The sequence below is a fragment of the Streptomyces sp. NPDC055099 genome, assembly GCF_053607685.1.
Map to the genome: position 1 here is coordinate 64303 of NZ_JBSGUA010000003.1, position 26360 is coordinate 90662.

General features: G+C 70.0%; 19 protein-coding genes. 14 read left to right on the forward strand and 5 right to left on the reverse strand.

The genetic code is table 11. The features are described 5' to 3' along the window. Positions 1 to 220: 220 nt before the first annotated feature. From ACWFRU_RS08340 to ACWFRU_RS08360, 5 genes are all read left to right on the forward strand, one after another. Positions 221 to 1690: a diaminobutyrate--2-oxoglutarate transaminase family protein gene (locus tag ACWFRU_RS08340; RefSeq protein WP_453685340.1), complete on the forward strand. Its 1470-nt coding sequence runs from the start codon at positions 221 to 223 to the stop codon at positions 1688 to 1690. 98 nt (positions 1691 to 1788) lie between these two features. Next, positions 1789 to 3834 carry an IucA/IucC family protein gene (locus ACWFRU_RS08345; protein WP_453685341.1) on the forward strand — a complete coding sequence of 682 codons (2046 nt, stop codon included), beginning with the start codon at positions 1789 to 1791 and terminating at the stop codon, positions 3832 to 3834. Positions 3835 to 3870: 36 nt separating this feature from the next. After that, complete coding sequence (locus ACWFRU_RS08350; RefSeq protein WP_453685342.1) at positions 3871 to 4743, forward strand: GNAT family N-acetyltransferase; 873 nt, start codon at positions 3871 to 3873, stop codon at positions 4741 to 4743. A 58-nt stretch (positions 4744 to 4801) separates the two neighbouring features. Then, the gene (locus ACWFRU_RS08355; RefSeq protein ID WP_453685343.1) at positions 4802 to 6733 is read left to right on the forward strand and encodes an IucA/IucC family protein; all 1932 of its coding nucleotides are present in this window, start codon (positions 4802 to 4804) and stop codon (positions 6731 to 6733) included. Between the two features lie 40 nt (positions 6734 to 6773). Continuing rightward, the gene (locus ACWFRU_RS08360; protein ID WP_453685344.1) at positions 6774 to 8816 is read left to right on the forward strand and encodes an ATP-dependent DNA helicase; all 2043 of its coding nucleotides are present in this window, start codon (positions 6774 to 6776) and stop codon (positions 8814 to 8816) included. A gap of 93 nt (positions 8817 to 8909) precedes the next feature. Here the strand turns inward: ACWFRU_RS08360 and lexA are convergent, their stop codons facing one another. After that, positions 8910 to 9692: a transcriptional repressor LexA gene (gene lexA, locus ACWFRU_RS08365; RefSeq protein WP_363209982.1), complete on the reverse strand. Its 783-nt coding sequence runs from the start codon at positions 9690 to 9692 to the stop codon at positions 8910 to 8912. Positions 9693 to 10187: 495 nt separating this feature from the next. Here lexA and nrdR point away from each other — a divergent pair, with 495 nt between their 5' ends. Next, complete coding sequence (nrdR, locus tag ACWFRU_RS08370; RefSeq protein ID WP_453685345.1) at positions 10188 to 10742, forward strand: transcriptional regulator NrdR; 555 nt, start codon at positions 10188 to 10190, stop codon at positions 10740 to 10742. A gap of 134 nt (positions 10743 to 10876) precedes the next feature. After that, on the forward strand, positions 10877 to 13774 hold the full coding sequence (locus ACWFRU_RS08375; protein WP_453685346.1) for a vitamin B12-dependent ribonucleotide reductase: 2898 nt from the start codon (positions 10877 to 10879) through the stop codon (positions 13772 to 13774). A gap of 111 nt (positions 13775 to 13885) precedes the next feature. On the opposite strand, the gene ACWFRU_RS08380 is transcribed toward ACWFRU_RS08375, so the two are convergent. After that, a complete protein-coding gene (locus ACWFRU_RS08380; protein WP_453685347.1) occupies positions 13886 to 14413 on the reverse strand; it encodes a TerD family protein in 528 nt (175 codons plus the stop codon). Positions 14414 to 14725: 312 nt separating this feature from the next. Here ACWFRU_RS08380 and ACWFRU_RS08385 point away from each other — a divergent pair, with 312 nt between their 5' ends. The 4 genes from ACWFRU_RS08385 to ACWFRU_RS08400 all read left to right on the forward strand — a co-directional run bounded on the left by ACWFRU_RS08385 (position 14726) and on the right by ACWFRU_RS08400 (position 19040). After that, positions 14726 to 15331, forward strand: a complete 606-nt coding sequence (locus ACWFRU_RS08385; protein ID WP_383324094.1) for a YdbC family protein — start codon at positions 14726 to 14728, stop codon at positions 15329 to 15331. Positions 15332 to 15461: 130 nt separating this feature from the next. Next, the gene (locus ACWFRU_RS08390) at positions 15462 to 16121 is read left to right on the forward strand and encodes a histidine phosphatase family protein (protein WP_365819660.1); all 660 of its coding nucleotides are present in this window, start codon (positions 15462 to 15464) and stop codon (positions 16119 to 16121) included. Positions 16122 to 16133: 12 nt separating this feature from the next. Next, positions 16134 to 17042, forward strand: a complete 909-nt coding sequence (locus tag ACWFRU_RS08395; RefSeq protein ID WP_453685348.1) for an ADP-ribosylglycohydrolase family protein — start codon at positions 16134 to 16136, stop codon at positions 17040 to 17042. 222 nt (positions 17043 to 17264) lie between these two features. Next, a complete protein-coding gene (locus ACWFRU_RS08400) occupies positions 17265 to 19040 on the forward strand; it encodes a DUF4153 domain-containing protein (RefSeq protein WP_453685349.1) in 1776 nt (591 codons plus the stop codon). Positions 19041 to 19214: 174 nt separating this feature from the next. On the opposite strand, the gene ACWFRU_RS08405 is transcribed toward ACWFRU_RS08400, so the two are convergent. Then, a complete protein-coding gene (locus tag ACWFRU_RS08405; RefSeq protein WP_453685350.1) occupies positions 19215 to 20771 on the reverse strand; it encodes an MFS transporter in 1557 nt (518 codons plus the stop codon). Between the two features lie 124 nt (positions 20772 to 20895). On the opposite strand from ACWFRU_RS08405, the gene ACWFRU_RS08410 reads away from it, so the two are divergent. The 3 genes from ACWFRU_RS08410 (at position 20896) to ACWFRU_RS08420 (ending at position 23011) form a co-directional block, all read left to right on the forward strand. Further along, positions 20896 to 21510, forward strand: coding sequence for a TetR/AcrR family transcriptional regulator (locus tag ACWFRU_RS08410; RefSeq protein WP_453685351.1), 615 nt, complete (start codon positions 20896 to 20898; stop codon positions 21508 to 21510). Positions 21511 to 21557: 47 nt separating this feature from the next. Continuing rightward, entirely contained in the window at positions 21558 to 22259 is a 702-nt protein-coding gene (locus ACWFRU_RS08415; protein ID WP_453685352.1) for a ribonuclease HII, read from the forward strand. Between the two features lie 77 nt (positions 22260 to 22336). Continuing rightward, entirely contained in the window at positions 22337 to 23011 is a 675-nt protein-coding gene (locus tag ACWFRU_RS08420) for a hypothetical protein (RefSeq protein WP_453685353.1), read from the forward strand. 207 nt (positions 23012 to 23218) lie between these two features. On the opposite strand, the gene ACWFRU_RS08425 is transcribed toward ACWFRU_RS08420, so the two are convergent. Both ACWFRU_RS08425 and ACWFRU_RS08430 read right to left on the reverse strand, forming a co-directional pair. Further along, positions 23219 to 23857 carry a hypothetical protein gene (locus tag ACWFRU_RS08425; RefSeq protein WP_453685354.1) on the reverse strand — a complete coding sequence of 213 codons (639 nt, stop codon included), beginning with the start codon at positions 23855 to 23857 and terminating at the stop codon, positions 23219 to 23221. Between the two features lie 214 nt (positions 23858 to 24071). Further along, a complete protein-coding gene (locus ACWFRU_RS08430; protein WP_453685355.1) occupies positions 24072 to 26261 on the reverse strand; it encodes a RecQ family ATP-dependent DNA helicase in 2190 nt (729 codons plus the stop codon). Positions 26262 to 26360 lie beyond the last annotated feature (99 nt).

Genomic DNA, 26360 nt, shown 5'->3' on the forward strand with positions numbered 1-26360 from the left:
ACGGCACCCCACACTATGCCGGTGCCATAGGGGACAGCCGACGGAACGGCAACGGTTCCGTCACGGCAAGGATCTTCCGATTACCCGTGTTCCTCCGCGGTCCCCGTCGTTGGTACGTACGGGGGAGTGGCTGCCTGTGTTCATCTCCCCTGCCAACTCGTCGGCGCGCTGGCCCAGTTCGCGTGGGAAGCGCCCATTCCCAGCGGGAGGACCAACAGTCGTGGCCGTGACCGAGCCGGCGCCCGCGGCGGTTTCCGCGGGACCCTCCGCTTCCGTCGCTTCCGTGGGGCACTCCACAGCACACGAGGGGATCCTGCGACGCCAGTCGGCGCGCGAGTCGGCCGCGCGCACCTACGCGCGCGCTCTGCCGATCGTGCCGGTGCGGGCGCGCGGCCTGACGATCGAGGGCGCCGACGGACAGCGCTACCTCGACTGCCTCTCGGGTGCGGGGACCTTGGCCCTCGGGCACAACCACCCGGTCGTGCTCGAGGCGATCAGAAAGGTCCTGGACTCAGGGGCGCCGCTGCACGTCCTCGACCTGGCCACACCGGTCAAGGACGCGTTCACCACCGAGCTGTTCCACACGCTGCCCCGCGAACTCGCCGACCGCGCGCGGATCCAGTTCTGCGGCCCCGCCGGCACGGACGCGGTGGAAGCCGCGCTCAAACTCGTGCGGACCGCGACCGGGCGCGACGGCATGCTCGCGTTCACCGGCGCCTATCACGGCATGACGGCCGGGGCGCTCTCCGCTTCCGGCGGCGCACCGGACGTACGCGTGGCCCGCCTGCCCTATCCGCAGGACTACCGCTGCCCGTTCGGCATCGGCGGTGCGGACGGCGCCGAACTCGCGGCCCGCTGGACCGAGAACCTCCTCGACGACACCAAGTCGGGTGTGCCCCGACCGGCCGGGATGATCCTCGAACCGGTGCAGGGCGAGGGCGGTGTGAATCCCGCCCCCGACGGCTGGATGCGCCGGATGCGCGAGATCACCGCCGCACGCTCCATCCCGCTCATCGCGGACGAGGTCCAGACCGGCGTCGGGCGCACCGGCACCTTCTGGGCCGTCGAGCACAGCGGTGTGGTTCCGGACGTGATGGTGCTGTCCAAGGCCATCGGCGGCAGCCTGCCACTGGCCGTCGTGATCTACCGCGACGACCTCGACGTCTGGCAACCGGGCGCCCACGCCGGAACCTTCCGCGGCAACCAGCTCGCCATGGCCGCAGGCGCGGCCACCCTCGCCTACGTCCGGGAGAACGGCCTCGCGGAACGCGCGGGCGCCCTGGGCACCCGCATGCTCACCCAGTTGCGGTCGCTCGCCACCGAGCACCCCTGTATCGGCGACGTACGCGGCCGAGGCCTGATGATCGGCGTCGAACTCGTGGCCCCCGCCGCGGCGACCGGGGCGGACCCGACCGCTCCTGGTGCGGCGGACCCGGTCGCTCCGACTGACACCGGCGCCCCGGACGGTGCCTTGAACCGCGCCTCGCGACCACTTCCCCCGGCACCCGAACTCGCCGCGGTGGTGCAACGCGAATGCCTGCGCCGCGGCCTCATCGTCGAACTGGGCGGACGGCACTCCAGCGTCGTACGCCTCCTTCCTCCTCTCACCATCACGGACGAGCAGGCGGCCGCGATCCTCGACCGCCTCTCCGACGCGATCTCCGCGGCGGCGCGTCCGCACCACGGATAGCCACACCGGACCCGGGCCGTCCCGCGGACGGCCAAGAGACAACAGCACAGCTCCAGCCCGTCGCCCCGGAGCCCGAACGACTTCACAAGGAAGCTCTCTTGAACGCCACCCCCGCATCCGACGGTCCACCCCACCCCCACGTGCCAGGCACGTGCGGCAAGCAATCCTCACTGGTGGCGGAGCCCGGTACGGTCCCCAGGCAGCAGGGAGGCCTGCAGACCGAGCAGCTGCGAGGCGCGACCGCCGATCTCCTGGAGCACCCCGATCCGCACACCGCCGCGCAGGTGGCGGCCATCGAGAACCTCCTGCGCTGCTGGGTACGCGAGAACGACTTCCCCGCCCCCGAGCACGGCGTCCTGCGTATCCCGCTCGCGGCAAGCGGCACCGCCCTCCTCGTCCCCGTGTACTACTGGTCGGCCACCGGCTGGCACCGCTTCGGCCTCCCCTATCTGGAAGACGGCCCCCAGAGCGCGCCCCCGGCCGACGCCGTCACCGTGGCCGCCTTGCTGGGCCGCGAAACGGGCCAGCGCAGCGGAGCCCTGGACCCGGGGGGTGAGCCTGGCTCGGACGGTGACGACTCGGACGGTGAGCGCTGCACGGAGGGTGAGGCTGGCCCGGAGGGTGAGACCGGTCTGGAGGGTGAGGCCTGCCCTATCGACCCCGGGAGCGACGACGGCGAGCGAGTAGAAGGCGGCGGGGACCTCGTCGGCCGCGTCGCCGACTCGGTGCGGCGCACCGCCACCTTCATCGCCGATCGCCGGAACAACCCCGGCGACGAGCCCGACCTCTTCCTCGCCGCCGAGCAGTCCCTGCTGCTCGGCCACCCCCTGCACCCCACCCCGAAGAGCCGCGAGGGGCTCTCCGACACCGAATCCCGGCTCTACTCACCGGAGTTGCGCGGCGCCTTCGCGCTGCACTGGCTCGCCGTCGACCCGTCGGTGCTGGCCGCGGACTCGGCCTGGACCGAGCGTGGCCGCACCCTCCCGGCAGAGCAGCTCACCGCCCGCCTCGCCGGTCCGGACCTGCCGCTGCCCGAAGGCCACGCCGCCCTGCCCCTGCACCCGTGGCAGATGCGTGAGCTCAGGCACCGCCCCACGACCGCCGCGCTCCTGGACGACGGCCTCCTCCAGGACCTCGGCCCCCATGGCGCACCGTGGTACCCGACCTCCTCCGTGCGCACCCTCTACCGCTCGGGCGCCCCGGCCATGCTGAAGCTCTCGCTCGGCCTGCGCATCACCAACTCCCGTCGTGAGAATCTCCGCAAGGAACTCCATCGAGGCGTCGAGGTCCACCGACTGCTGCGCAGCGGCCTCGGCGAGCAGTGGCAGGCGGTCCACCCGGGCTTCGACGTGATCCGCGACCCGGCCTGGCTCGCCGTGACCGGCCCTGACGGCGCGCCCGTGACCGGGCTCGACGTGATGATCCGGCACAACCCCTTCGGCCCCGGCGACGACGCCACCTGCATCGCGGGTCTCGTATCGCCCAGGCCATCACCGCACTCCACGGGGCACGACCGTCCCCCGATGCGCTCCCGGCTCGGCGAGATCGTCACCCGCCTCGCCGGACGGACGGGCCGCCCTCGGGGAGCCGTCGCCACGGAGTGGTTCCTGCGCTACCTGCAGAACGTCGTGCGCCCAGTGCTCTGGCTGGACAGCGAGGCAGGCGTCGCCCTGGAAGCCCACCAGCAGAACACCCTGCTGCTGCTCGACTCCGACGGCTGGCCCGTGGGCGGGCGCTACCGCGACAACCAGGGCTACTACTACCGCGAGTCCCGACGTGCCGACCTCGACCGCAGGCTCCCCGGCATCGGCGAACACAGCGACACCTTCGTGTCCGACGAGGTGGCGGACGAGCGCTTCGCCTACTACCTCGGCATCAACAACGTCCTCGGCCTCATCGGAGCCCTCGGCGCCCAACGCCTGGCCGAAGAGCGGTTGTTGCTCGCGGCCTTCCGCCGCTTCCTCGGCGACATCGTCTCCGGCCCGGCCGCGCTGAACACGCCGCTGCCCGCCCTGCTTCTCGACTCACCCGTCCTGCGGTGCAAGGCCAACCTGCTGACCCGTCTCCGTGGCCTCGACGAACTCGTGGGCCCGGTCGATACCCAGTCCGTCTACGTCTCCATCGCCAACCCCCTTCATTCCTGAGGAACATGACCCGCCTTTTCTGAGAGGAGCGACGCCGTGCCTCCGCCTCCCCCTGATGCGAGCGCCGACGCCGGTACCGAGTCCGTCGCCGAACCTGTCGCGGAACCCACCGCCGAACCCGCCGTCGAGTCCTGTGCCGCCGACAGGGCGGACGTCCAGGACACCCTGGACCTGCGCCTCCCGGACGAACTCATCGCTCTGTTCGGTGCGGGCGGCGCGAACGGCACGGGCGGCGCGGTCGGCGCTGCTGAAGCGCAGGGTGCGTACGTCGGTCGCGTCGGCGCCGACGCGCGCACGGCATTCCGTGCCCCGGCCCCGCCCGCCGGCTCGTCAGCCGAGGACCTGCTCGACAACGTCGCCGACTGGGGCCCCGCCACCACCTCAGCCGGTGTCTTCCAACTCGTCCCCGTGTGTATCGAACGCGACCTCCCCCTCATCAGCCGGTGGATGAACGACCCTGCCGTGGCGGCATTCTGGGAGCTGGCCGGCCCCGACGCCGTCACGGAGGCGCATCTGCGCGACCAGATCGGCGGTGACGGACGCAGCGTCCCCTGTCTCGGTGTCCTTGACGGCACGCCGATGAGCTACTGGGAGGTCTACCGTGCGGACCTCGACGCCTTGGCCCGGCACTACCCGGCCCGCCCGCACGACACCGGTCTTCACCTCCTCATCGGCGGTGTCGCCGACCGCGGCCGAGGACTCGGCACCTCTCTCCTCAGAGCCGTCGCCGACCTCGTGCTCGACCACCGCGCCTCCTGCGCACGCGTCATCGCAGAACCCGACCTGCGCAACACCCCCTCCGTCTCCGCATTCCTGAGCGCCGGTTTCCGCTACGCCGCCGAAGTGGATCTCCCCGACAAGCGGGCGGCGCTCATGGTCCGTGACCGGGCACTGCGCGCAGTGCTCTGACCCGCTCACTCTTGGTACACCGCTCGACCTGATCCGGTTCCCTCCCTGAGGAGTTCCCGTGCCGAATCCGTCCGTCCCCCCGACACCCCGAGAGCCGTCCGCTCTCTATGACCCGCCCGAGCTGACCGCGGACAGGTGGGCGACGGCCGGGCGCCGCCTCCTCGCCAAAATGGTCGGTGAGTTCGCCTACGAGGAGATCATCGAGCCGGTACCCGCCAGGCCGCGAAACCCCGCCCCCGCCGCACCGGACGACCCGTACGGCTACAACCTCCGGCTGGACAACTACAGCTTCCGGCTCGACGGCGATGGCGACGACTCAGCCGGCGCCGACGACGAGCCCGGCGAACCCCGGCGACAGCCGGCACCCCGCCTCCTCTTCCGCGCCCGCCGCGGCTCGTACGGCAGTTGGCACGTCGACCCGGCCAGCCTCGCCTTGGCCGAGGGCGACGGAGCGCCGCTCCCCTTCGGCGACCCCCTCCGCTTCCTCACCCGCGCCCGCCGCACCCTGGGCATCGACGGCGCCACGCTCGGCCACCTCATCCGCGAGCTGACCATCACGCTCACCGCCGACGCCCGGCTCGACCAGACCGCCCTCACCGCGGCGCAGCTCGCCGACCTCGGCTACGCCGAACTGGAGGGGCATCAGACCGGACACCCCTGGCTGGTCCTGAACAAGGGCCGCATCGGCTTCTCCGCCACTGACGCCGCCCGCTGGGCGCCCGAGGCCCGCCTCACCGCGCAGCTCCCGTGGATCGCGGTCCATGCCGACCTCGCCGCCTACCGAGGCGTCGCGGGCCTGGACACGGCGGAAAAGCTCTACTCGCGCGAACTCGCGCCCGCCACCCGGGAGTTCTTCGCGGACGCTCTCACGGCACGCGGGCTCGACCCGCAGGCCTACCTCTACTTGCCGGTGCACCCGTGGCAGTGGGACGACGTCGTGCTGCCCCTCTTCGCCCCCTCCGTGGCCGAGGACGCGATCGTGCCGCTGCCCACCGACGGTGATCTGCGGCTGCCCCAGCAGTCCATCCGTACGTTCCTGAATCTGTCCCGTCCCGATCGGCACACCGTCAAGCTGCCGCTGTCGGTCCTGAACACCCTGGTGTGGCGCGGGCTCCCGACCGAGCGCACTCTCGCCGCCCCCGCCGTCACCGCGTGGATGCACGCCCTGCGTGACGCAGACCCCTTCCTGCGTGACGAATGCCGGGTGATCCTGCTCGGCGAGGTCGCCTCGGTGACCGTCGAGCATCCCTTGTACGACGGCCTTCCTGAGGTTCCCTACCAATACAAAGAACTGCTCGGGGTGATCTGGCGTGAACCGATCACCCGGTATCTCGCCCCCGACGAGCGTGCCCGGACGCTCGCCTCCTTGTTGCACACCGATCCGGACGGCAGGGCCTTCGTCGCCGAGCTGGTCGAGCGCTCCGGGCTCACCCCCGAGGTCTGGCTGCGGCACCTCTTCGGTGCTCTGCTTCCTCCGCTGCTGCAGTTCCTCTACCGGTACGGCACCGTGTTCTCCCCTCACGGGGAGAACGCCATCGTCGTCTTCGACGACAAGGACGTCCCCGTCCGACTCGCGGTGAAGGACTTCGTGGACGACATAAATGTCAGCGCCGAGGCGCTTCCCGAACACGCGTCGATGCCGGACGACGTCCGTGAGGTGCTGCTCACCGAACGCCCCGACTTCCTCACGCAGTTCATCCATTCAGGGCTCTTCGTAGGTGTCTTCCGCTATCTCGCCCCGCTCTGCCATGAACAGCTGGGCATCCCGGAGGCGGCCTTCTGGTCCCTCGTCCGCGCCGAGATCCTCCGCCATCAGGCGCGGGCGCCACAGCTCAAGGAGCGGTACGAGATGTTCGACCTGCTCACGCCGCGCATCGAGCGCCTGTGTCTCAACCGCAACCGGCTGCACCTCGACGGGTACCGGGATCGTCCCGAGCGACCACACGCCGCCGTGCACGGGAGCGTTTCGAACCCTCTGCATCAGCCTTGATCGAGGGATTGTCAGTGGAGACCCGTAGGGTGGTCGCGCTATGACAAAGCCCTCCCTTCCCGAGCTCCTGCACGCCGCCGTCACCGCCGTCGGCGGCACAGAGCGCCCTGGCCAGGTGACGATGGCCGAGACCGTCGCCGAGGCGATCGACGACGGTTCCCATCTGCTGATCCAGGCTGGCACCGGCACGGGCAAGTCCCTCGGCTATCTCGTGCCCGCGCTCGCGCACGGCGAGCGGGTGGTGGTCGCGACGGCCACCCTCGCGCTGCAGCGCCAGCTCGTGGAGCGCGATCTGCCGCGCACGGTGGACGCCCTGCATCCGCTGCTGCGCCGCCGCCCCCAGTTCGCCATGCTGAAGGGCCGCTCGAACTACCTGTGCCTGCACCGCCTCCATGAAGGCGTGCCGCAGGAAGAGGAGGACGGGCCGGGCCTCTTCGACCAGTTCGAGGCCGCTGCCCCCACCAGCAAGCTCGGCCAGGACCTGCTGCGGATGCGGGACTGGGCGGACGAGACCGAGACCGGCGACCGGGACGACCTGACTCCCGGGGTCTCCGACCGTGCCTGGTCCCAGGTCTCGGTCTCCTCCAGGGAGTGCCTGGGCGCGTCGAAGTGTGCGTACGGAGCGGAGTGCTTCGCCGAGGCGGCACGGGAGCGGGCCAAGCTCTCCGAGGTCGTCGTCACCAACCACGCGCTCCTCGCGATCGACGCCATCGAGGGCGCCCCCGTCCTTCCTCAGCACGAGGTGCTGATCGTGGACGAGGCGCACGAACTGGTGTCCCGGGTGACCGGTGTCGCCACCGGCGAGCTCACGCCTGGCCAGGTCAACCGAGCCGTGCGCCGAGCCGCCAAGCTCGTCAACGAAAAGGCGGCAGATCAGCTCCAGACCGCGTCCGAGGGCTTCGAGCGGGTGATGGAGCTGGCACTCCCCGGCCGCCTCGAGGAGGTCCCGGAGGATCTCGGGTACGCGCTGATGGCTCTGCGTGACGCCGCTCGTACGGTCATCTCGGCGCTCGGCTCCACCCGCGACAAATCGGTCCAGGACGAGGACGCCGTACGCAAGCAGGCCCTCGCCTCCGTCGAGACGATCCACGACGTGGCGGAGCGCATCACGAACGGCTCCGAGTGGGATGTCGTCTGGTACGAACGGCACGACCGTTTCGGAGCCTCCCTGCGGGTGGCTCCCATGTCCGTGTCGGGCCTGCTCCGCGAGAAGCTCTTCAGCGACCGCTCGGTCGTCCTCACGTCCGCCACCCTCAAGCTCGGCGGCGACTTCAACGGCGTGGGCGCCTCCCTGGGGCTCGCCCCCGAGGGTGTCGAGTCCGAGGACGCCCCTGCCTGGAAGGGCCTGGACGTCGGTTCGCCCTTCGACTACCGCAAGCAGGGAATCCTGTACGTCGCCCAGCACCTGGCCCGGCCGGGCCGCGAAGGCACGCGCAGCGACATGATCGAGGAGTTGGCGGAGCTGATCGAGGCGGCAGGCGGTCGTACGCTCGGCCTGTTCTCCTCCATGCGCGCCGCTCAGACGGCCGCCGAGGAGCTCCGTGGCCGTCTCGACATGCCCATCCTGCTGCAGGGCGAGGAGACGCTGGGCGAGCTGATCAAGAACTTCGCGGCGGACCCGCAGACCTGCCTGTTCGGGACGCTCTCCTTGTGGCAGGGCGTCGATGTGCCGGGCGCCAGCTGCCAGTTGGTGGTCATGGACAAGATCCCCTTCCCGCGCCCTGACGACCCCCTCATGAGCGCTCGCCAGAAGGCGGTGGACGACGCAGGGGGCAACGGCTTCATGGCCATCGCCGCGACCCACGCCGCGCTCCTGATGGCGCAGGGCGCGGGCCGGCTGGTGCGGGCCTCCGCGGACCGTGGTGTCGTCGCCGTCCTGGACCCCCGGCTCGCGACCGCGCGCTACGGCAGCTATCTGAGGGCTTCGCTGCCCGATTTCTGGTACACCACGGACCGCAATCAGGCCCGCCGCTCGTTGGCGGCGATCGATGCGGCAGCCAAGGCAGACCCGAAGCCGAACCCCGAGCCCGACCCCAAGACCAATCCCCAGACGGACGACGAGGACGAGGCTGCCGAGGCGTAGGCAACGGCCTGACGGCCCGGTGAGACGGCTGCGGACGCAGCAGGGCCCCGGAACCGGCGCAGTTGGTTCCGGGGCCCGGTCAGGGGCGGAGGCTCACACTCGCCGCAGCACCGCCACCACCTTGCCGAGGATCGTGGCCTCGTCACCGGGGATGGGCTGGTACGCGGAGTTGTGAGGCAACAGCCACACGTGACCGTCCTCGCGCTTGAACCGCTTCACCGTGGCTTCGCCGTCGAGCATGGCGGCGACGATGTCGCCGTTCTCGGCGACCGGCTGGCGGCGGACCGTCACCCAGTCCCCGTCACAGATGGCGGCCTCGATCATCGAGTCACCGACGACCTTGAGGACGAAGAGCTCACCGTCACCGACGAGCTGCCGGGGGAGCGGGAAGACGTCCTCCACCGACTCCTCGGCCAGGATCGGGCCACCGGCCGCGATGCGGCCGACCAGCGGGACGTACGAAGCGGCGGGCTTGCCTGCCGTGTCCGTGGGCTGGCTGCTCGGCTGGTCCGAGCCACGCACCTCGTACGCCCGCGGGCGGTGCGGGTCGCGGCGCAGGAAGCCCTTGCGCTCCAAGGCCATCAGCTGGTGAGCGACCGATGAGGTGCTGGAGAGGCCTACCGCCTGCCCGATCTCCCGCATGGACGGCGGGTACCCCCGCCGCTGCACCGAGTCCCTGATGACCTCGATGACGCGCCGCTGCCGGTCGGTGAGCCCTGAACTGTCGGCGCGGATGCCAGGAGGTCGGCCCGGTAGGGAGCGTGTGGGCTTGGGGCCCTCCTGGTTCGTGGCTGCGTCATTCATGGCATGCACCGGCTCGAGTCGGCTCTGGCGGTCCTGGGCGGTGATGGTGGCGCTGTCTGCGGTGGTGGTCACGTCGGTCGGCCCCTCTCGAGATGTTCTCCCTAGTTAGCCAACGGTAGTTGCTTTCGAAAGGTTGCGCCAAACACACGTTCGAGTGAAAAATCGCAGATCGCCTGTTCTGATCATGCGTCTGGGTGTATGGCTAACGTTCGAGCCGACTGGCATTTCGGTTCATTACGGTACGCTTCACCGCCAGGGCCGCAGCCCCCTCAGTGGGGCTCCCATACTGCCACTCGGCACCCGGTCAACCCCGCACCGCCCCCTTCCCGTGCGGCGCGCGACACGAACTCGTACGCTTCCCGGCGGGCTGTGGGTGCGCGACACGCGATGGGGCCGGATTTACGGTCAAACCCAAGATCTAGTGGTTGGATTGCGACCGTGGCCCAGAAGTTGTGGTCCCCGGGTCTTTTCAGGCCTTGGGCATCGCCTATGCTTGGGGCTGCTTCGAGGGCCTCACGGGCCTGTTGAGGCCTATGAGTCGTGTCGTGAAGGAGGGTTGGGAGTTCCATGCACTGCCCCTTCTGCAGGCACCCCGACAGTCGCGTGGTCGACAGTCGCACCACCGATGACGGCACGTCGATCCGCAGGCGCCGCCAGTGCCCCGACTGCTCCCGTCGTTTCACGACCGTGGAGACGTGTTCGCTGATGGTGGTCAAGCGCAGCGGCGTGACCGAACCGTTCAGCCGTACGAAGGTGATCAACGGCGTACGCAAGGCGTGCCAGGGGCGGCCGGTGACCGAGGACGCGCTCGCCCAGCTCGGCCAGCGGGTCGAAGAGGCGGTGCGGGCCACCGGGAGTGCCGAACTGACCACGCACGACGTCGGTCTGGCCATACTCGGTCCGCTGCAGGAGCTGGACCTCGTGGCCTATCTGCGCTTCGCGTCCGTGTACCGGGCGTTCGACTCGCTCGACGACTTCGAGGCTGCCGTCGGGGAGCTGAGGGACCAGCGGGAGAAGCGGCTCGACGAAGAGCCGCAGGGCGCCGGCGGGGAGCCCGGCGCGAACGACTGCGGGCCCGGAGGGACTGTCGAAGTCCCGGTGCCCGCCACTGCCGCCGACTGACCGGCTGAACGGCCGACGGCGGCACACACAGACCTGTTGCGGGAGCCTTCGCGGCTTTCGCGGCACCAGACAACACCGTGTCACGGGAACATCGTGGCACTTCAGGGCGTTTTAGCCTGATACAGGGAGGCGGCATGACCGAGACGACGAGCGGCCCGGCACGAGGTTCCCGAGCCAAGGGATCCAAGGCCAGCAAGGGTCTGCGTATCGAGCGCATCCATACGACGCCCGGCGTGCACCCGTACGACGAGGTGGTCTGGGAGCGCCGAGACGTCGTCATGACCAACTGGCGCGACGGCTCGGTCAACTTCGAGCAGCGTGGCGTCGAGTTCCCCGACTTCTGGTCGGTGAACGCGGTCAACATCGTCACCAGCAAATACTTCCGCGGGGCCGTTGGCACCCCGCAGCGCGAGACCGGCCTCAAGCAGCTGATCGACCGCATCGTGAAGACGTACCGGAAGGCCGGCGAGGACTACAGCTACTTCGCCTCGCCCGCCGACGCCGAGATCTTCGAGCACGAGCTGGCGTACGCCCTCCTGCACCAGATCTTCAGCTTCAACTCGCCGGTCTGGTTCAACGTCGGAACGCCCCAGCCGCAGCAGGTCTCCGCCTGCTTCATCCTGGCCGTCGACGACTCCATGGACTCCATCCTCGACTGGTACAAGGAAGAGGGGATGATCTTCAAGGGCGGCTCCGGCGCCGGCCTGAACCTCTCCCGCATCCGCTCCTCCAAGGAACTGCTGTCCTCCGGTGGCAACGCCTCGGGACCGGTCTCCTTCATGCGCGGTGCCGACGCGTCCGCAGGAACGATCAAGTCGGGTGGCGCCACGCGCCGCGCGGCCAAGATGGTCATCCTCGACGTCGACCACCCCGACATCGAGGGCTTCATCGAGACCAAGGTGAAGGAAGAGGAGAAGATCCGCGCCCTGCGTGACGCGGGCTTCGACATGGACCTGGGCGGCGACGACATCACGTCCGTCCAGTACCAGAACGCCAACAACTCGGTCCGCGTGAACGACACGTTCATGAAGGCGGTCGAGGAGGGCGGCAAGTTCGGCCTGACGTCCCGTATGACGGGCGACGTCATCGAGGAGGTCGACGCCAAGTCGCTCTTCCGCAAGATGGCCGAGGCCGCCTGGGCCTGCGCCGACCCCGGCATCCAGTACGACGACACCATCAACGCCTGGCACACCTGCCCGGAGTCCGGCCGGATCAACGGCTCGAACCCGTGCAGCGAGTACATGCACCTGGACAACACGTCCTGCAACCTCGCCTCGCTGAACCTGATGAAGTTCCTGAAGGACGACGGCAAGGGCAACCAGTCCTTCGACTCCGAGCGCTTCTCCAAGGTCGTCGAGCTGGTCATCACCGCGATGGACATCTCCATCTGCTTCGCGGACTTCCCGACGCAGAAGATCGGCGAGAACACCCGCGCCTTCCGCCAGCTCGGCATCGGTTACGCCAACCTCGGCGCCCTCCTGATGGCGACCGGCCACGCGTACGACTCCGACGGCGGCCGCTCCCTGGCCGGCGCCATCACCTCCCTGATGACGGGTACGTCGTACAAGCGTTCCGCCGAGCTCGCCGCGGTCGTCGGCCCCTACGACGGCTACGCCAAGAACGCCACGCCGCACAAGCGCGTCATGAAGCAGCACGCCGACGCCAACGCCACGGCGCCCCGCGTGGACGACCTGGACTCGCCGATCTGGGCCGCCGCCACGGAGGCCTGGCAGGACGTGCTCCGCCTCGGCGAGAAGAACGGTTTCCGTAACTCCCAGGCGTCCGTCATCGCCCCGACCGGCACCATCGGTCTCGCGATGTCCTGTGACACCACGGGCCTGGAGCCCGACCTCGCCCTGGTGAAGTTCAAGAAGCTCGTCGGCGGCGGCTCGATGCAGATCGTCAACGGCACCGTGCCGCAGGCCCTGCGTCGCCTGGGTTACCAGGAGGAGCAGATCGAGGCGATCGTCGCCCACATCGCCGACCACGGCAATGTGATCGACGCCCCCGGCCTGAAGACCGAGCACTACGAGGTCTTCGACTGCGCCATGGGTGAGCGTTCCATCTCCGCGATGGGTCACGTCCGGATGATGGCGGCCATCCAGCCGTGGATCTCCGGAGCGCTCTCCAAGACGGTCAACCTGCCGGAGACGGCGACCGTCGAGGACGTCGAAGAGGTCTACTACGAGGCCTGGAAGATGGGCGTCAAGGCGCTCGCCATCTACCGCGACAACTGCAAGGTCGGCCAGCCCCTCTCCGCCAAGAAGAAGGAGCAGGAGAAGGCCGAGGTCACCGAGAAGGCCGAGGACACGATCCGTGCCGCGGTCGAGAAGGTGGTCGAGTACCGCCCCGTCCGCAAGCGCCTTCCCAAGGGCCGCCCGGGGATCACCACCTCCTTCACCGTGGGTGGCGCCGAGGGCTACATGACCGCCAACTCCTACCCGGACGACGGTCTCGGCGAGGTCTTCCTGAAGATGTCCAAGCAGGGCTCGACCCTCGCGGGCATGATGGACGCCTTCTCGATCGCCGTCTCCGTGGGCCTGCAGTACGGCGTCCCGCTGGAGACGTACGTCTCGAAGTTCACGAACATGCGCTTCGAGCCGGCCGGCATGACGGACGACCCGGACGTGCGGATGGCGCAGTCGATCGTCGACTACATCTTCCGCCGCCTGGCGCTGGACTTCCTGCCCTTCGAGACGCGCTCCGCGCTCGGCATCCACTCGGCCGAGGAGCGTCAGCGTCACCTGGAGACGGGTTCGTACGAGCCGTCGATGGACGATTCGGACGTAGACGTCGAGGGTCTGGCCCAGTCCGCCCCGCGGCAGCCCGAGGTCCTGAAGGCCGTCGCCGAACCGAAGGCCGAGGCCGAGAAGCCCGCTCCGCAGCAGGCGCACACCAGCGCCGAGCTCGTCGAGATGCAGCTCGGCATCCAGGCCGACGCGCCGCTGTGCTTCTCCTGCGGCACGAAGATGCAGCGGGCCGGTTCCTGCTACATCTGCGAGGGCTGCGGCTCGACCAGCGGTTGCAGCTGACCCGACCGGGAGCTCCCGGCGCCGGTCGGGAGTGAAGCCTGATCGTCCAGGGCGGTGATGCCGAGAAATCGGCATCACCGCCCTTGGCGTTTCCCGGTCCGGGCGCCGTGCTCAGATCTCGGTGCCCATCACCGCGGCGAACGACGTCGGGTCGGCCTCGAACCCACGGATCATCTCGCGGAAGGACCACGCGCCCGACTCGTCGCGGTTGAACTCGGCGATCGTCGCCGCGGTGTGCTCGGAGACCGCGGAGAGATCGTTCTGCGCGAGGTCGGTGTGCCCCTCGCGGATGCGCACCCCGGTGTTCGGGATGTCGCCGAACACCTTCCGCGCCTCGTTGGGCTGTATGGCGACACCGACGACCACGCGCGCGTAGGCAGCGGCGAGCCGGTCGAGCTCCAGGGTCATGACCTCGTCGAAGCCGAAGCCCTGGCCCGTCTTGCTGTCCCTGTTGAGGGTGATCGTCCCGTCGGGGGCACGGCTGTCGAAGTGCACCAGGTACACCGGGCTGTCGTACGGAGCGTGGGCTGCGTAGGTCGCGGCGATGATGTCGAGATCATGGGGAGGCGCACCGACAGGGCTCGGGTCCCATTTGAGCCCCACCTCGACCTTCTTGATCCCCTTGCTGACACTGCTCACGGAGCTCCCCCTCTTCGTACTTTCGAAATCCCGGCCGGCGCTGCCGCACCGCACATGTCCGTACGGCATGTCCTACAGACACGCTACGGCTTATGACTGACATCACTGAAGTTTCCTGATGGGTAAGGCTGTTGGGGCTGATCGAGAACCTGGAGATGATGCTCGCGCGATGCACTGTGTGCCGAGGAGTCGGGGAATGTCCTCGCCCGTGAGTTCGGTATTGAACTGACCGCCGATGATCGCGCCGGGCTGATCCGGGCGCACTACGCCGGAGCGTGACCCGGGCCACGCTCCGCGCCGTACGATGGCGCGGTGCTGGTCAAGTGGATTCGCTGCACCGTGGTGGACCGACGGGGGTTCGAGCGGGGACAGCGGAAGTGGGCGGGGCTTCTGGGGGAGCCGGGGTTCCGGGGACAGGGCGGGGGGTGGAGTCGGGAGCGGCCGGGCGTGGCGCACGTCTTCGGCTTCTGGGAGAGCCGGGCCTTCTACGACTCCTTCATGGCGCGTTCCCATGACCGGCTCGCCGCGACGCAGTCCGGCACCTTCAAGGACATCCAGATCAAGCTCTTCGACCACCGTTTCGACGTGAAGACGGGTTTCGAACCGCGCTTCACGGACGCGGACGTGGTGCGGGTGGCGCACTGCCGGGTCCGCGAGGCGCGGGTGGAGCACTTCGCGCTCATGCAGGAGAAGGTCTGGAACCCGGCGATGGCGGGCTCTCCGGGGATGGTGCGCGGGCTCTTCGGGGAGGCGCCCGGACATGAGTTCCTCGTGCTCTCCATGTGGCTTTCGGCCGCTGAGCACGGCAAGTACCGCAGGGAACGCGTGGAGCGCCTCTCGCTGCGGGCCCAGACGGAGGCCGATGTCGCGGCACTGGCCGGTGACATCGTGGAACTGGAACCGTCGTGGACGGTGTGACGTCCCGCATGCGCTGACCTGCGGCGTTGTCGCTGTAGGAGGCGGCGTCGGTGGCGACCGCGTACGCCGGATGGAGCCCCGACGGCCGACCGGTTGAGCCGCGGGGGAGGGGCCGATCTAGGGTTTCCGTATGGCACGTCCGCAGCGCATCTTCCTTGTCCGGCACGGCGAGTCGGCCGGAAACGCCGACGACACCGTGTACGAACGCGAACCCGATCACGCGCTGGCGCTCACCGAGAAGGGCTGGCGCCAGGCGGACGAGACGGGTGAGCAGCTACGGGAGGCCGTGGGCCGGGAGCGGGTGAGCGTGTACGTCTCGCCCTACCGCCGGACCCACGAGACCTTCCGGGCCCTGCGGCTCGACCCCGAACTGGTGAGAATCCGCGAGGAGCCGCGGCTGCGGGAGCAGGACTGGGGAAACTGGCAGGACAGGGACGACGTCAGGCTGCAGAAGGCTTACCGCGACGCGTACGGGCACTTCTTCTACCGCTTCGCCCAGGGCGAGTCAGGGGCCGACGTGTACGACAGGGTGGGCGCGTTCCTGGAGAGCCTCTACCGGAGCTTCGAGGCCCCGGACCATCCGCCGAACGTCCTTCTCGTCACCCATGGCCTGACCATGCGGCTCTTCTGCATGCGCTGGTTCCACTGGTCGGTGGCGGAGTTCGAGTCGCTGTCCAACCCCGGGAACGGCGAGATGAGGACGCTGGTGCTCGGCGACGACGGCAAGTACACGCTGGACCGCCCGTTCGAACGCTGGCGCGAACCCGAGCCCTACGGCGTCACCGGATAGAGTGGCAGGGCGATGACCGCTGACTCCTCTCCCGACCGGCGCCTGGCCCGCGCTCTGGCCAGCCTGCGCGGACTGGCGGTGGGGGACGCGCTGGGCTCTCAGTTCTTCGTGCCCGCGAACTACCCCCTGCTGAAGCGCCGCGAAACGCCCCCAGACCCCTGGCAGTGGACCGACGACACCGAGATGGCCTGCTCCGTGGTCGCGGTCCTGATCCGGCACGACCGGATCGACCAGGACGCCCTGGCTCTGTCCTTCGCCGAGCACCACGACTTCGACCGCGGCTACGGCCCTGCCGTGAACCGGCTGCTCAGGCAGGTCCGGGAAGGCGGGGACTGGCGGGAGCTGGCCTCCGCGCTGTTCAAGGGGCAGGGTTCCTGGGGCAACGGGGCGGCCATGCGGATCGCCCCGCTCGGCGCCTGGTACGCGGACGATCCGGAGCAGGCGACCCACCAGGCGGAGATCTCCGCCTACCCCACGCACCAGCACCGTGAGGCGGTCGTGGGGGCCATGGCGGTGGCCGCCGCCGCGGCGCTCGCAGCCGATCCCGCAGGGCCGCCCGCACCCAAGACGTTGCTCGACGGCGTGATCGACCTCGTGCCCCGCAGTGCCGTGGGGGCGGGGCTCCGTCGCGCGCGGGACATGCTCGACTACGGGGACGCGGCGACGGTCGCCGCAGTCCTCGGCTGCGGGCGCCGCACTACGGCTCATGACACGGTGCCGTTCGCGCTGTGGTCGGCCGCCCGTGGCCTCGGCGACTACGAGCGGGCCATCTGGTCCACTGCTCAGGTGGGCGGCGACATGGACACGACCTGCGCCATCGTGGGCGGAGTGGTCGCTGCCGGTGAGGGTGGAAAGCCTTCCGACGCGTGGCTGGAGCGGACCGAGGCGCTGCCCGACTGGGTGCCGGTCACGGCGGACTGACTCCGGCGGTCACGGCGTCCCGACTCAGGGGTTCCGGCGTGACTGTCACGGTCATGCCACAGCATGGCGGATGCGGGGGCCGTCGCCGGCAGCCCGGCTACTCTTTCCGGCAGGCCGCGAGTTGATCATGACTAGCGCCTCAACGAGATGCCGGTCGCCCGGCGGCCCCGCCACGCGTGCGTGCCGTCCGCTGCACGTGCGGGCCGGCCGGGAGGGGGTCCCGTGTCCGATTCACCGTCCACGCCTGAGCCATCAGATCCTGAGTCATCAGATCCTGAATCATCAGAACTCGCGCCATCACGCGCGCCATCAGATCCTGCGCCGTCAGCTGTGGATGATTCATCCGTACGTTCGGCAGGAGCTCCGGCCGAAGAGCCGCCGAAAGCGCAGCGAGCCAACGCCGACAGCCACGGCGAGGCAGGCGAGGCAACTGAGGAACCCCAGGACGCCGTGCCCCGGCCGCGCGCCGCGCAGGGCAATCCGGGGCCTCGTCCCGACTGGGCGTACCCGGAGGGCACGTACAAGCACGAGCCGTTGCTGGCCGACCTGCGATCCGAGCCGCCCGCCCCGGTGCGCACGGGCACGCTCGGCGCGGTCCTCGCGACCGGCCTGCTGAGCATGCTGCTGCTCGGTGACGGGCTCGCGATCAACCTGTTGATCGTCGCCGTGCCCGCCACGCTCGCCGCGTACTTCGCCGCCGAACAGGCCGGTCGCAGGCCGCGCCCCTGGACGCTGGCCTGGGCGGTGGGCGGCCTCGCGCTGCTTGCCGTGCCCGCGCTGCGGGACGCGGGCTGGCCCTCGTTCCTCGCCATCGTCGGCGCCGTCGGCCTCGGCTCGCTCGCGCTGCACGGCTGCCGTACCTGGCCCGGCGTGCTGCTCGGCCCGATCGGTCTCTTCGAAGCGGTGCTCTCCGGTCTCGGCTGGGGCTGGCGCGGGGCGCGGGACCGGGCGAGCGGGTCCAGGAGCGGTCCCGTACTGCGGGCGGTCGCGGTGACCGCCGTGCTGCTGCTGGTCTTCGGCGCGCTGTTCGCCGGGGCCGACGCCGCCTTCGCGGGGCTGCTCGGCGATCTGATGCCGGACGCGTCCGTTGCCGACGGGCCATGGCGTCTGCTGCTCTTCGCGGCCGGCGTCGTAGGGGCCCTCGCCGCGGCCCACACCGCTGCCGCGCCCGTGCGCTGGGACCGGCTCGTCGTGGGTCCCGGACGGGAGCGCGGTCGCGTCGAGTGGGCGCTGCCGCTGATCGTCCTGAACCTGCTGTTCGCGGCGTTCAACGTGGTGCAGCTCGCCGTGCTCTTCGGCGGATACGACGCGGTCTTGGAGAAGACCGACCTCTCCTACGCCGCGTACGCACGCCAAGGCTTCTGGCAGTTGCTGCTCGCCACGCTGCTCACCCTGGTCGTCATCGTCCTCGCCCTGCGCTGGGCGCCGAGGGACGGGGCGCGGGACCGGGGCCTGGTGCGCGCCGTGCTCGGGACGCTCTGCGCCCTCACCCTCGTCGTCGTAGCGTCGGCGGTGCGGCGGATGGACATGTACGTCGAGGCGTACGGCCTGACCAGGCTGAGGGTGTCGGTCGTGGCCGTGGAGCTCTGGCTAGGCCTGGTCATCGTGCTGATCATGGCGGCCGGAGTGTGGGGCGCGCGTTGGTTGCCGCGCGCCGTTGCCGCGAGCGCGGCCGCTGGTGTACTGGCCTTCGGTCTCCTCTCACCTGACGGACTCATCGCCGAGCGCAATGTGCAGCGCTACGAAGACACCGGGAAGTTCGATCTGGAGTACGCGCGGGGGCTGTCCGCCGATGCGGCACCGGCCCTCGACGGGCTGCCGGAACCGCTGCGCTCCTGCGTCCTTGAGGGCATCGAGACGAGTCTCGGCTCCGAGCGCGGCCCTTGGTACGCCACCAGCCTGGGGGAGGCCCGAGCCCGCGAGATCCTCGAGGACCGGCCGCCCAAGGCACCCTCGTCGGGTTGCACGGGACATGACGAGGAGTCCTTGTACCGCTAGGTCGCGCGCCGTCGGGTCGCTGGTCTCTTGGGCGGCGAGAGCACGGCAGACAGTGGTCGTCCACGGTGGCGAGTGCCGAGTCGCTCTCCCGCCGCCGTGGACGACCGGCGACCCGCCGCGGTGGGCGACCCGGCACGTACGCGTGTGCGTGCGTGTCAGCCGCCCGCCGGTCCGTCAGCCGCCCGCCGGGCCCGCCGCGCTCGCTGTCCCGGACAACGCGTCCATGTCGCTCTTGCGCACCCGGATCACCACCAGCGCGATGACGAGGGCGAGCAGGGCCATGGCGACGGCCGGTATGAAGGCCGTCGAGATCCCCTCGGACAGCACCTCGTGCCCCCAGGGCGCGGGCAGCTCGCCGGTCTTGGCGAAGGCGGCCTTCTGTTCCGGCGAGGCGTTCGCCATGAAGTCCGCCATCTGTTCCTTGCCCTCCTCGCGGCTCGCCGTGCCGAACACCGTGGTCAGGATGGAGAGGCCGAGCGAACCGCCCACCTGCTGCGTCGCGTTGAGCAGGCCTGATGCCGCGCCCGCCTCGTGTGGGGCCACTCCGGAGACGGCTGTCAGTGTCAGGGTCACGAAGTTCAGACCCATGCCGAAGCCGAACAGGAGCATCGGGCCGAGCACTCCGCTCACGTACGAACTGTCCGGGCTGATGAGGGTCTGCCAGCCGAGCCCGATGGCCACGAGGGCCGAACCGATCACCATGAACGGCTTGGGGCCGAGGGTCGGAAGCAGCCGTTGGGAGATGCCCGCGCCCGCCACGATCGCGACCGTGACCGGCAGGAAGGCGAGGCCCGCCTCGATCGGTGTGTAGCCCAGGACGTTCTGGACGAAGAGCACGATGAAGAAGAACATGCCGAACATCGCCGCGGCCAGGCTCAGCATGATCACGTACGAGCCGGAGCGGTTGCGGTCGGCGAACATCTTCAGCGGAGTGATCGGTTCCTTCGCGCGGCTCTCGATCAGGGCGAAGGCGAGGAGCAGCACGATCGCCGCACCGAACGAGCCCATGGTGAGGCTGTCGCTCCAGCCGTCCTCGGCCGCCCGGATGAATCCGTAGACCAGGGAGGCCATGCCGAGGGTCGACGTGAGGGCGCCCGCGATGTCGAAACGGCCCGGATGACGCTCGGACTCGCTGATGTAGAGCGGGGTGAGGAAGGCGATCAGGACGCCGATGGGTACGTTCACGAACAGCACCCAGCGCCAGTCGAGCCACTCGGTGAGCATGCCGCCGGCCAGCAGGCCGATGGCGCCACCGCCCGCGGAGACGGCCGCGAACACACCGAACGCGCGGTTGCGCTCGGGGCCTTCGGGAAACGTCGTGGTGATGAGGGCCAGGGAGGTGGGCGACGCGATCGCGCCACCTACGCCCTGGAGGGCGCGCGCGGCCAGCAACTGCCAGGGCTCCTGCGCGAATCCGCCCAGGAGCGAGGCGAGGGTGAAGACCAGGATGCCGGTCATGAAGACGCGGCGGCGGCCGAGGATGTCGCCGGCCCGGCCGCCGAGAAGCAGCAGGCCGCCGAACGTGAGGGTGTACGCGCTGACGACCCAAGTGAGGTCCGTGGTGGAGAATTTGAGCGCGTCCTGAATGTGCGGGAGCGCGATGTTCACAATCGTCGCGTCGAGGACCACCATGAGTTGGCAGGCCGCGATGACGGTCAGGGCGATACCGGGTCGGCCTTCTCGGCGGGCGGCACCGGGCTTCTGATCCTTGGCTAACTGAGAGGTTGTCACTATGGGTCCCCCACAAGTGCGTTAGTGAACGCTCCCGTTCACTGTCCCGTCCACGGTAGTGACTCCCCATCAGTGAACGCAACCGTTCACTGACACTGCCTCGTACTCCAACGGAGAGATATCGATGGTTACTTCGCGCTGGAGCGCCGCAGCCGCTCAAACGGCCTCCCTGCGCCGCCGGGGCCCCGTGCTCGAACGGGCGATCCTCGAGGCCACGCTCGAACAGCTCAGCACCGTCGGCTGGGCCGGCCTGACGATGGAAGGCGTGGCCGCGGGCGCGCAGACCGGCAAGGCCGCCGTCTATCGCCGCTGGCCCTCGAAGGAGGACCTCGTCGTCGAAGCGCTGCAGGCAGGCCTTCCGAAACTCGACTCCGCACCGGACTGCGGAGGAGTCAGGGAAGATCTCCTCCAGCTGTGCAGGCAGATGCGTGAGGCGATGTTCTCGCGGCCCGGATTCGCTCTCCGTGCCGTCCTTCACGAGTGCGACACCGTGACGGCCGAGCGGTTTCACGGCGTGATCGTCGACGGGGTCATCGGGCCGAGCGTGGGACTGATCCAAGAGGTCGTACGCCGCGGGGTCGAGCGCGGAGAGGTCCGTGCCGAGGCCACGAACGCGTACGTATGCGATGTCATTCCGGCGATGATGATGTACCGGTCGAAGGTGTGCGGGAGCGAATGGGGGGACGAGGAGTTCACCGAGCTGATCGATCAGGTCATGGTTCCGCTGCTTCGTCGGTAGACCTGGGTGTCGCCGGTGGCATGCGGCGGCGTACGCTGTCAGGCGCCATGCCGTACGAACCACCCACCCACACCGTCGAGCGCTCCCTTCGCGCTACCACCGGAGCGAAGATCGTTGCCGGAGTCGACGAAGTCGGGCGCGGCGCGTGGGCGGGACCGGTCACCGTATGTGCGGCGATCACGGGCCTGCGCCGGCCGCCCGAAGGGCTCACCGACTCCAAGCTGATCACTCCCAAGCGGCGCACTGCGCTCGCGGGGGAGCTGGAGAGCTGGGTCACGGCCTACGCCCTGGGGCACTCCTCGCCCGAGGAGATCGACGACATGGGGATGACCGCCGCGCTGCGGCTCGCCGCGGTGCGCGCCCTGGAGGGGCTTCCGGTGCGTCCGGAAGCGGTGATCCTCGACGGGAAGCACGACTATCTCGGGATTCCCTGGCAGGTTCGTACGGTGATCAAGGGCGATCAATCCTGTGTGGCCGTCGCCGCGGCGTCGGTGATCGCGAAGGTTCGGCGCGACAAAATGATGGCCGAACTGGGTATCGAACATGCAGACTTCGGTTTTGCGGCCAACGCCGGCTATCCGTCGCCGGTGCACAAGGCCGCGCTGGCGGAGCGGGGGCCCACCCCGTACCACCGGATGTCGTGGGCGTATCTTGATGCGCTGCCCCAGTGGCGGCACCTCAAGAAGGCCCGCACCTGGGCGGATGGAAGCGTTCCGGAGATCGAGGGCCAGCTCGGCTTCGATTTCTGACGCTTCCGGCAGTTCCCGTCGCACTCCAGTGCCACCCGCCGATGCCACCCGCATCGGCGTTTGATAAATAACAACGCATGCCTCTCAGTCCCGAGGAGCCTCAGATTCACGAGAGTGCCCAGGGTCCCCGCGTGACCCCGGCCAGTGGCCGCGTCACGCCGACCCCCCGCCCCGTACCCGGCCCGCGTCCCGCGGCCGCGCCGCGTCCTGGCCGACCGGGCCCCGCCCGGCCGACGCCGCCGGCGCAGCGCGTGCCGCGTGAGCCGGCCGCCAAGCCCGGGCCGTCCGCCCCGGCTGTTCCCGTACCTTCCGTCGCTCCCGCCGGTGTCCCCGCGGGCCCCGCAACGGACGCCGGTGCTTCGGTTCCGCAGATCCAGCTGATCCCGGCTCCCGTCGAGGGGGCGCTCGACGCCGCCGAGGAAGCCGTTGACCTGCTGCTCGACTCGGGCCGCGCTCCGGGTGAGGTGCTGGTGATCACCACCGGCGACCCGCACCCGTGGGCCACGCACGAGCTGTCGTTCGGCGAGGCCTCCTACTGGGCTCAGCACGACGCGGGTGACGACGTCTTCTACGCGGACGCCGCCGCCCTGGACCGTGCCGCGTCCCGCCCCGTGGTCGTCGTCGCCATCAACGGCGGCAGCGAGGAGACCGCGGTCGGCGCACTGCCGACGGCGCTCGCCCGGGCCGGAACCCTGCTGATCGTCTGCGGTGACCCGCAGCGGATCAACGCGATGCTGGGCGCGGGCGTCTGACGCTCGCTGTCCGACATCCGCGCCTCGGCTTCGCCTGCCTGACGTTCGTCGTCAGGTGGACGAAGTCGCGGCGTGGGGCGACCGGTTTCGGTGGCATGGCGGAGTGAGCCCTTGGCCGTGCGTGTCGCGCCTCGCGCGACGCCGCCGGCGGGCGCGCGCCGGCCCATGCCTGTGACCCGCTCCGCTGCGGGTGGTACGGCGGACGCCTCAGCGTGCCGCCGCTCGGCGCAGGACGTCGGAGGCGGCGCCGCCCGTGCGTGGTGGCGGCGGATCGGTGTCGGCGAAGGTCTCGGGCTGTGAGCCGGTGCTCGGCCGACGGCCGCCGCGCCCCTCACCGAGCACCTGCCAGCCGTCACGGGTCAACGTGATGTAGGCGCCGCACCGCAGACCGTGCAGCGTGCAGGCATCCCTCAGTCCCCACATCCACGCCCCGTCCTCCTGCGTCCAACGCGCGTCCCCGTCACGGCAGTAGAGCAGGACAGCCGTACGCACCGGTGTGCGGCGGCGCAGGTCGTGCGGGATGATCCGGCGCAACTGCGCGAGCAGGGCGTTACGGAAGACCCAGCCGTCCGCCGCGCTCGGCCGACGGGTGAACGAGGCGCTCGCCCGCAGCCGTTCCTCCGGATCGAGGACGGCGACGACGGCTGTCGCGGGCGTCGGACGATGCCGGGCATGCAGGCCGCTGACGACCTCACGTGGATTGCGCAGCAGGGGAATCCCCGCGGCTGACCACTCCGCGGGCTCCAGCATCCGGGCCAGTCGGTGGGCGGAATCGGCGGACATCTCAGCCGACGTCGAAGACTCCGACATCGATGCCGCAGCGGACGGAGCGAATCCGAAGGTCACGGTCCTCCCTTCGGCTACGCGCCCAGAGGGCGGGGTCGGACTGGGGGAGCGCACCGCGGCACAGCGCTGCCGGGCCACGGGGAGCCGCGCGGGGAGCGCTACCAATTCTTCCCGTCGGACTGCCTTGCGGCAACGAGCAATTGGGCCCGCCGACCGGTATTTGGTGATGCGCCTTCTATATCCCTGCCCAAGGCGCCCCTCCTTGACGCTTTCGTCAGCCCTGTACAGCCAGGACCAGCGGCAACACCCCCTTGGCACCGGCTCGGCGCAGCATGCGCGCGGCCACCGCCAGGGTCCAGCCGCTGTCCGTCAGATCGTCGACGAGCAGCACGGGGCCGTCCGCTTCCCCGAGCGCCGCGGCGAGCTCGGGGGGCACGGTCAGCGTCCCGTCGAGGGCGCGCAGACGCTGGGCGCTGTTGCTCCTCGGAACGTGCGCCGAATCGGCTCCCGCGGCGTACTCGACGGAGCCGAGGAGGGGCAGGCGGCCGATCTCCGCGATCCGCGCGCCCAGCGACTGGATCAGCTGGGGCCTGGTGTGCGAGGACATGGTCACGACGCCGGCCGGTCGCGGCTGCGCGTCGGCGCCGCCCGATGCCCAGCCACCGGGGCCCTTCGCCCAGTCGGCGAGGACACCGACCACGGCGTTCGCCACGTCGTCGGGCACCGGCCCGTCAGGGGCCTGCGGCGAGAGCATCGGCCGGAGCCTGTTGCCCCACCCGATGTCCGAGAGGCGCCCCAAGGCCCGGCCCTGCGACGCCTGCTCCCCGGCGGGAATGCGTCCCTTCAGGTCGACGCCGATCGCGGCGAGCCCGGTGGGCCACATCCTGCGCGGCTCCACGTCGACGCCCGCGCGGACCAGTTCGCCCTTCGCCGTGTCGAGCGCCCCGGCCGACACGGCGTCGGTGAAGCGAGCTCCCGCGCAGTTGTCGCAGCGGCCACAGGGAGCGGCGGCCTCGTCGTCCAGCTGCCGTCGAAGGAACTCCATCCGGCAGCCGGGAGTCGTTGCGTAGTCACGCATCGCCTGCTGTTCCGTCTGTCGTTGCTTGGCGACCCAGGCATACCGCTCGGCGTCGTACGCCCAGGGCATCCCCGTGGAGGTCCAGCCGCCCTTGACGCGCCGGACCGCTCCGTCCACGTCGAGGACCTTGAGCATCGTCTCCAGGCGTGAGCGGCGCAGCTCGACCAGCGGTTCCAGGGCGGGCAGCGACAGTGGCCTGCCCGCCTGCGCCAGCACGTCCAGCGTGCGCCGGACCTGCTCCTCGGGAGGGAAGGCGAGCGAGGCGAAGTAGTTCCAGATCGCCTCGTCCTCCTTGCCCGGAAGGAGCAGCACCTCCGCGTGATCGACGCCTCGGCCCGCACGGCCGACCTGCTGGTAGTACGCGATCGGGGAGGAGGGGGAGCCGAGGTGCACCACGAAACCGAGGTCGGGCTTGTCGAAGCCCATCCCCAGGGCGGAGGTGGCGACGAGGGCCTTCACGCGGTTGGCGAGCAGATCCTCCTCGGCCTGCTGGCGGTCCGAGTTCTCCGTCTTTCCGGTGTACGAGGTGACGGTGTGCCCGCACTGCCGCAGGAAGGCGGTGATCTCCTCGGCCGCGGCGACGGTGAGCGTATAGATGATCCCCGAGCCCGGCAGCTCGCTCAGGTGGTCGGCGAGCCAGGCCAACCGGTGTGCCGCATTGGGGAGTTGGAGAACGCTCAGGCTCAGGCTCTCGCGGTCGAGAGGGCCGCGCAGCACGAGCGCATCCGAACTGCCACCCGTGCCCAGCTGCTCGGCCACGTCAGCCGTCACACGCGCGTTGGCCGTCGCGGTGGTCGCTAGGACGGGGACACCCGGGGGGAGGTCGGCGAGCATCGTGCGCAACCGTCGGTAGTCGGGCCGGAAGTCGTGGCCCCAGTCCGAGATGCAGTGCGCCTCGTCGACCACGAGCAGGCCGGTCGCGGCGGCGAGCTTGGGCAGGACCTGGTCGCGGAAGTCCGGGTTGTTCAGCCGCTCGGGGCTGACGAGGAGGACATCCACGTCGCCGGAGGCGACCTCGGCCTGGATGGTCTCCCACTCCTCGGTGTTGGAGGAGTTGATCGTGCGGGCGCGGATCCCGGCTCGCGCCGCCGACTCCACCTGGTTGCGCATGAGCGCGAGCAGCGGGGAGACGATCACGGTGGGGCCACTGCCCCGCTCCCGCAGCAACGCGGTCGCGACGAAGTACACGGCGGACTTTCCCCAGCCCGTGCGCTGCACGACCAGTGCCCGTCGTTTGTCGGCGACGAGCGCTTCGATCGCGCGCCACTGGTCCTCACGCAGCCGTGGGCCGTCCGACGGCGGTGCCTCGCCGCTTGCGGGCGCGGGGCCGGCGACGAGGCGGGCGAGTACGGCATCGGCCGCCGTGCGCAGATCTTCGTTGCTCATGCCCCCATGCAACCCGATGGGTCTGACATTAGGCGAACGGGTCCGCCGAGCTGTGGATAACTCTTGGCGTGCCCCTGACCGCACTTATCCACAGGTCAA

Excerpts from the sequence above, each read along its gene's own strand:
- ACWFRU_RS08410 (WP_453685351.1), top strand. The coding sequence starts at position 20,896 with ATGGTTACTTCGCGCTGGAGCGCCGCAGCCGCTCAAACGGCCTCCCTG.
- nrdR (WP_453685345.1), top strand. The coding sequence starts at position 10,188 with ATGCACTGCCCCTTCTGCAGGCACCCCGACAGTCGCGTGGTCGACAGT.
- ACWFRU_RS08430 (WP_453685355.1), bottom strand. The coding sequence starts at position 26,261 with ATGAGCAACGAAGATCTGCGCACGGCGGCCGATGCCGTACTCGCCCGC.
- ACWFRU_RS08360 (WP_453685344.1), top strand. The coding sequence starts at position 6,774 with ATGACAAAGCCCTCCCTTCCCGAGCTCCTGCACGCCGCCGTCACCGCC.
- ACWFRU_RS08395 (WP_453685348.1), top strand. The coding sequence starts at position 16,134 with ATGACCGCTGACTCCTCTCCCGACCGGCGCCTGGCCCGCGCTCTGGCC.
- ACWFRU_RS08390 (WP_365819660.1), top strand. The coding sequence starts at position 15,462 with ATGGCACGTCCGCAGCGCATCTTCCTTGTCCGGCACGGCGAGTCGGCC.
- ACWFRU_RS08415 (WP_453685352.1), top strand. The coding sequence starts at position 21,558 with ATGCCGTACGAACCACCCACCCACACCGTCGAGCGCTCCCTTCGCGCT.
- ACWFRU_RS08375 (WP_453685346.1), top strand. The coding sequence starts at position 10,877 with ATGACCGAGACGACGAGCGGCCCGGCACGAGGTTCCCGAGCCAAGGGA.
- ACWFRU_RS08420 (WP_453685353.1), top strand. The coding sequence starts at position 22,337 with ATGCCTCTCAGTCCCGAGGAGCCTCAGATTCACGAGAGTGCCCAGGGT.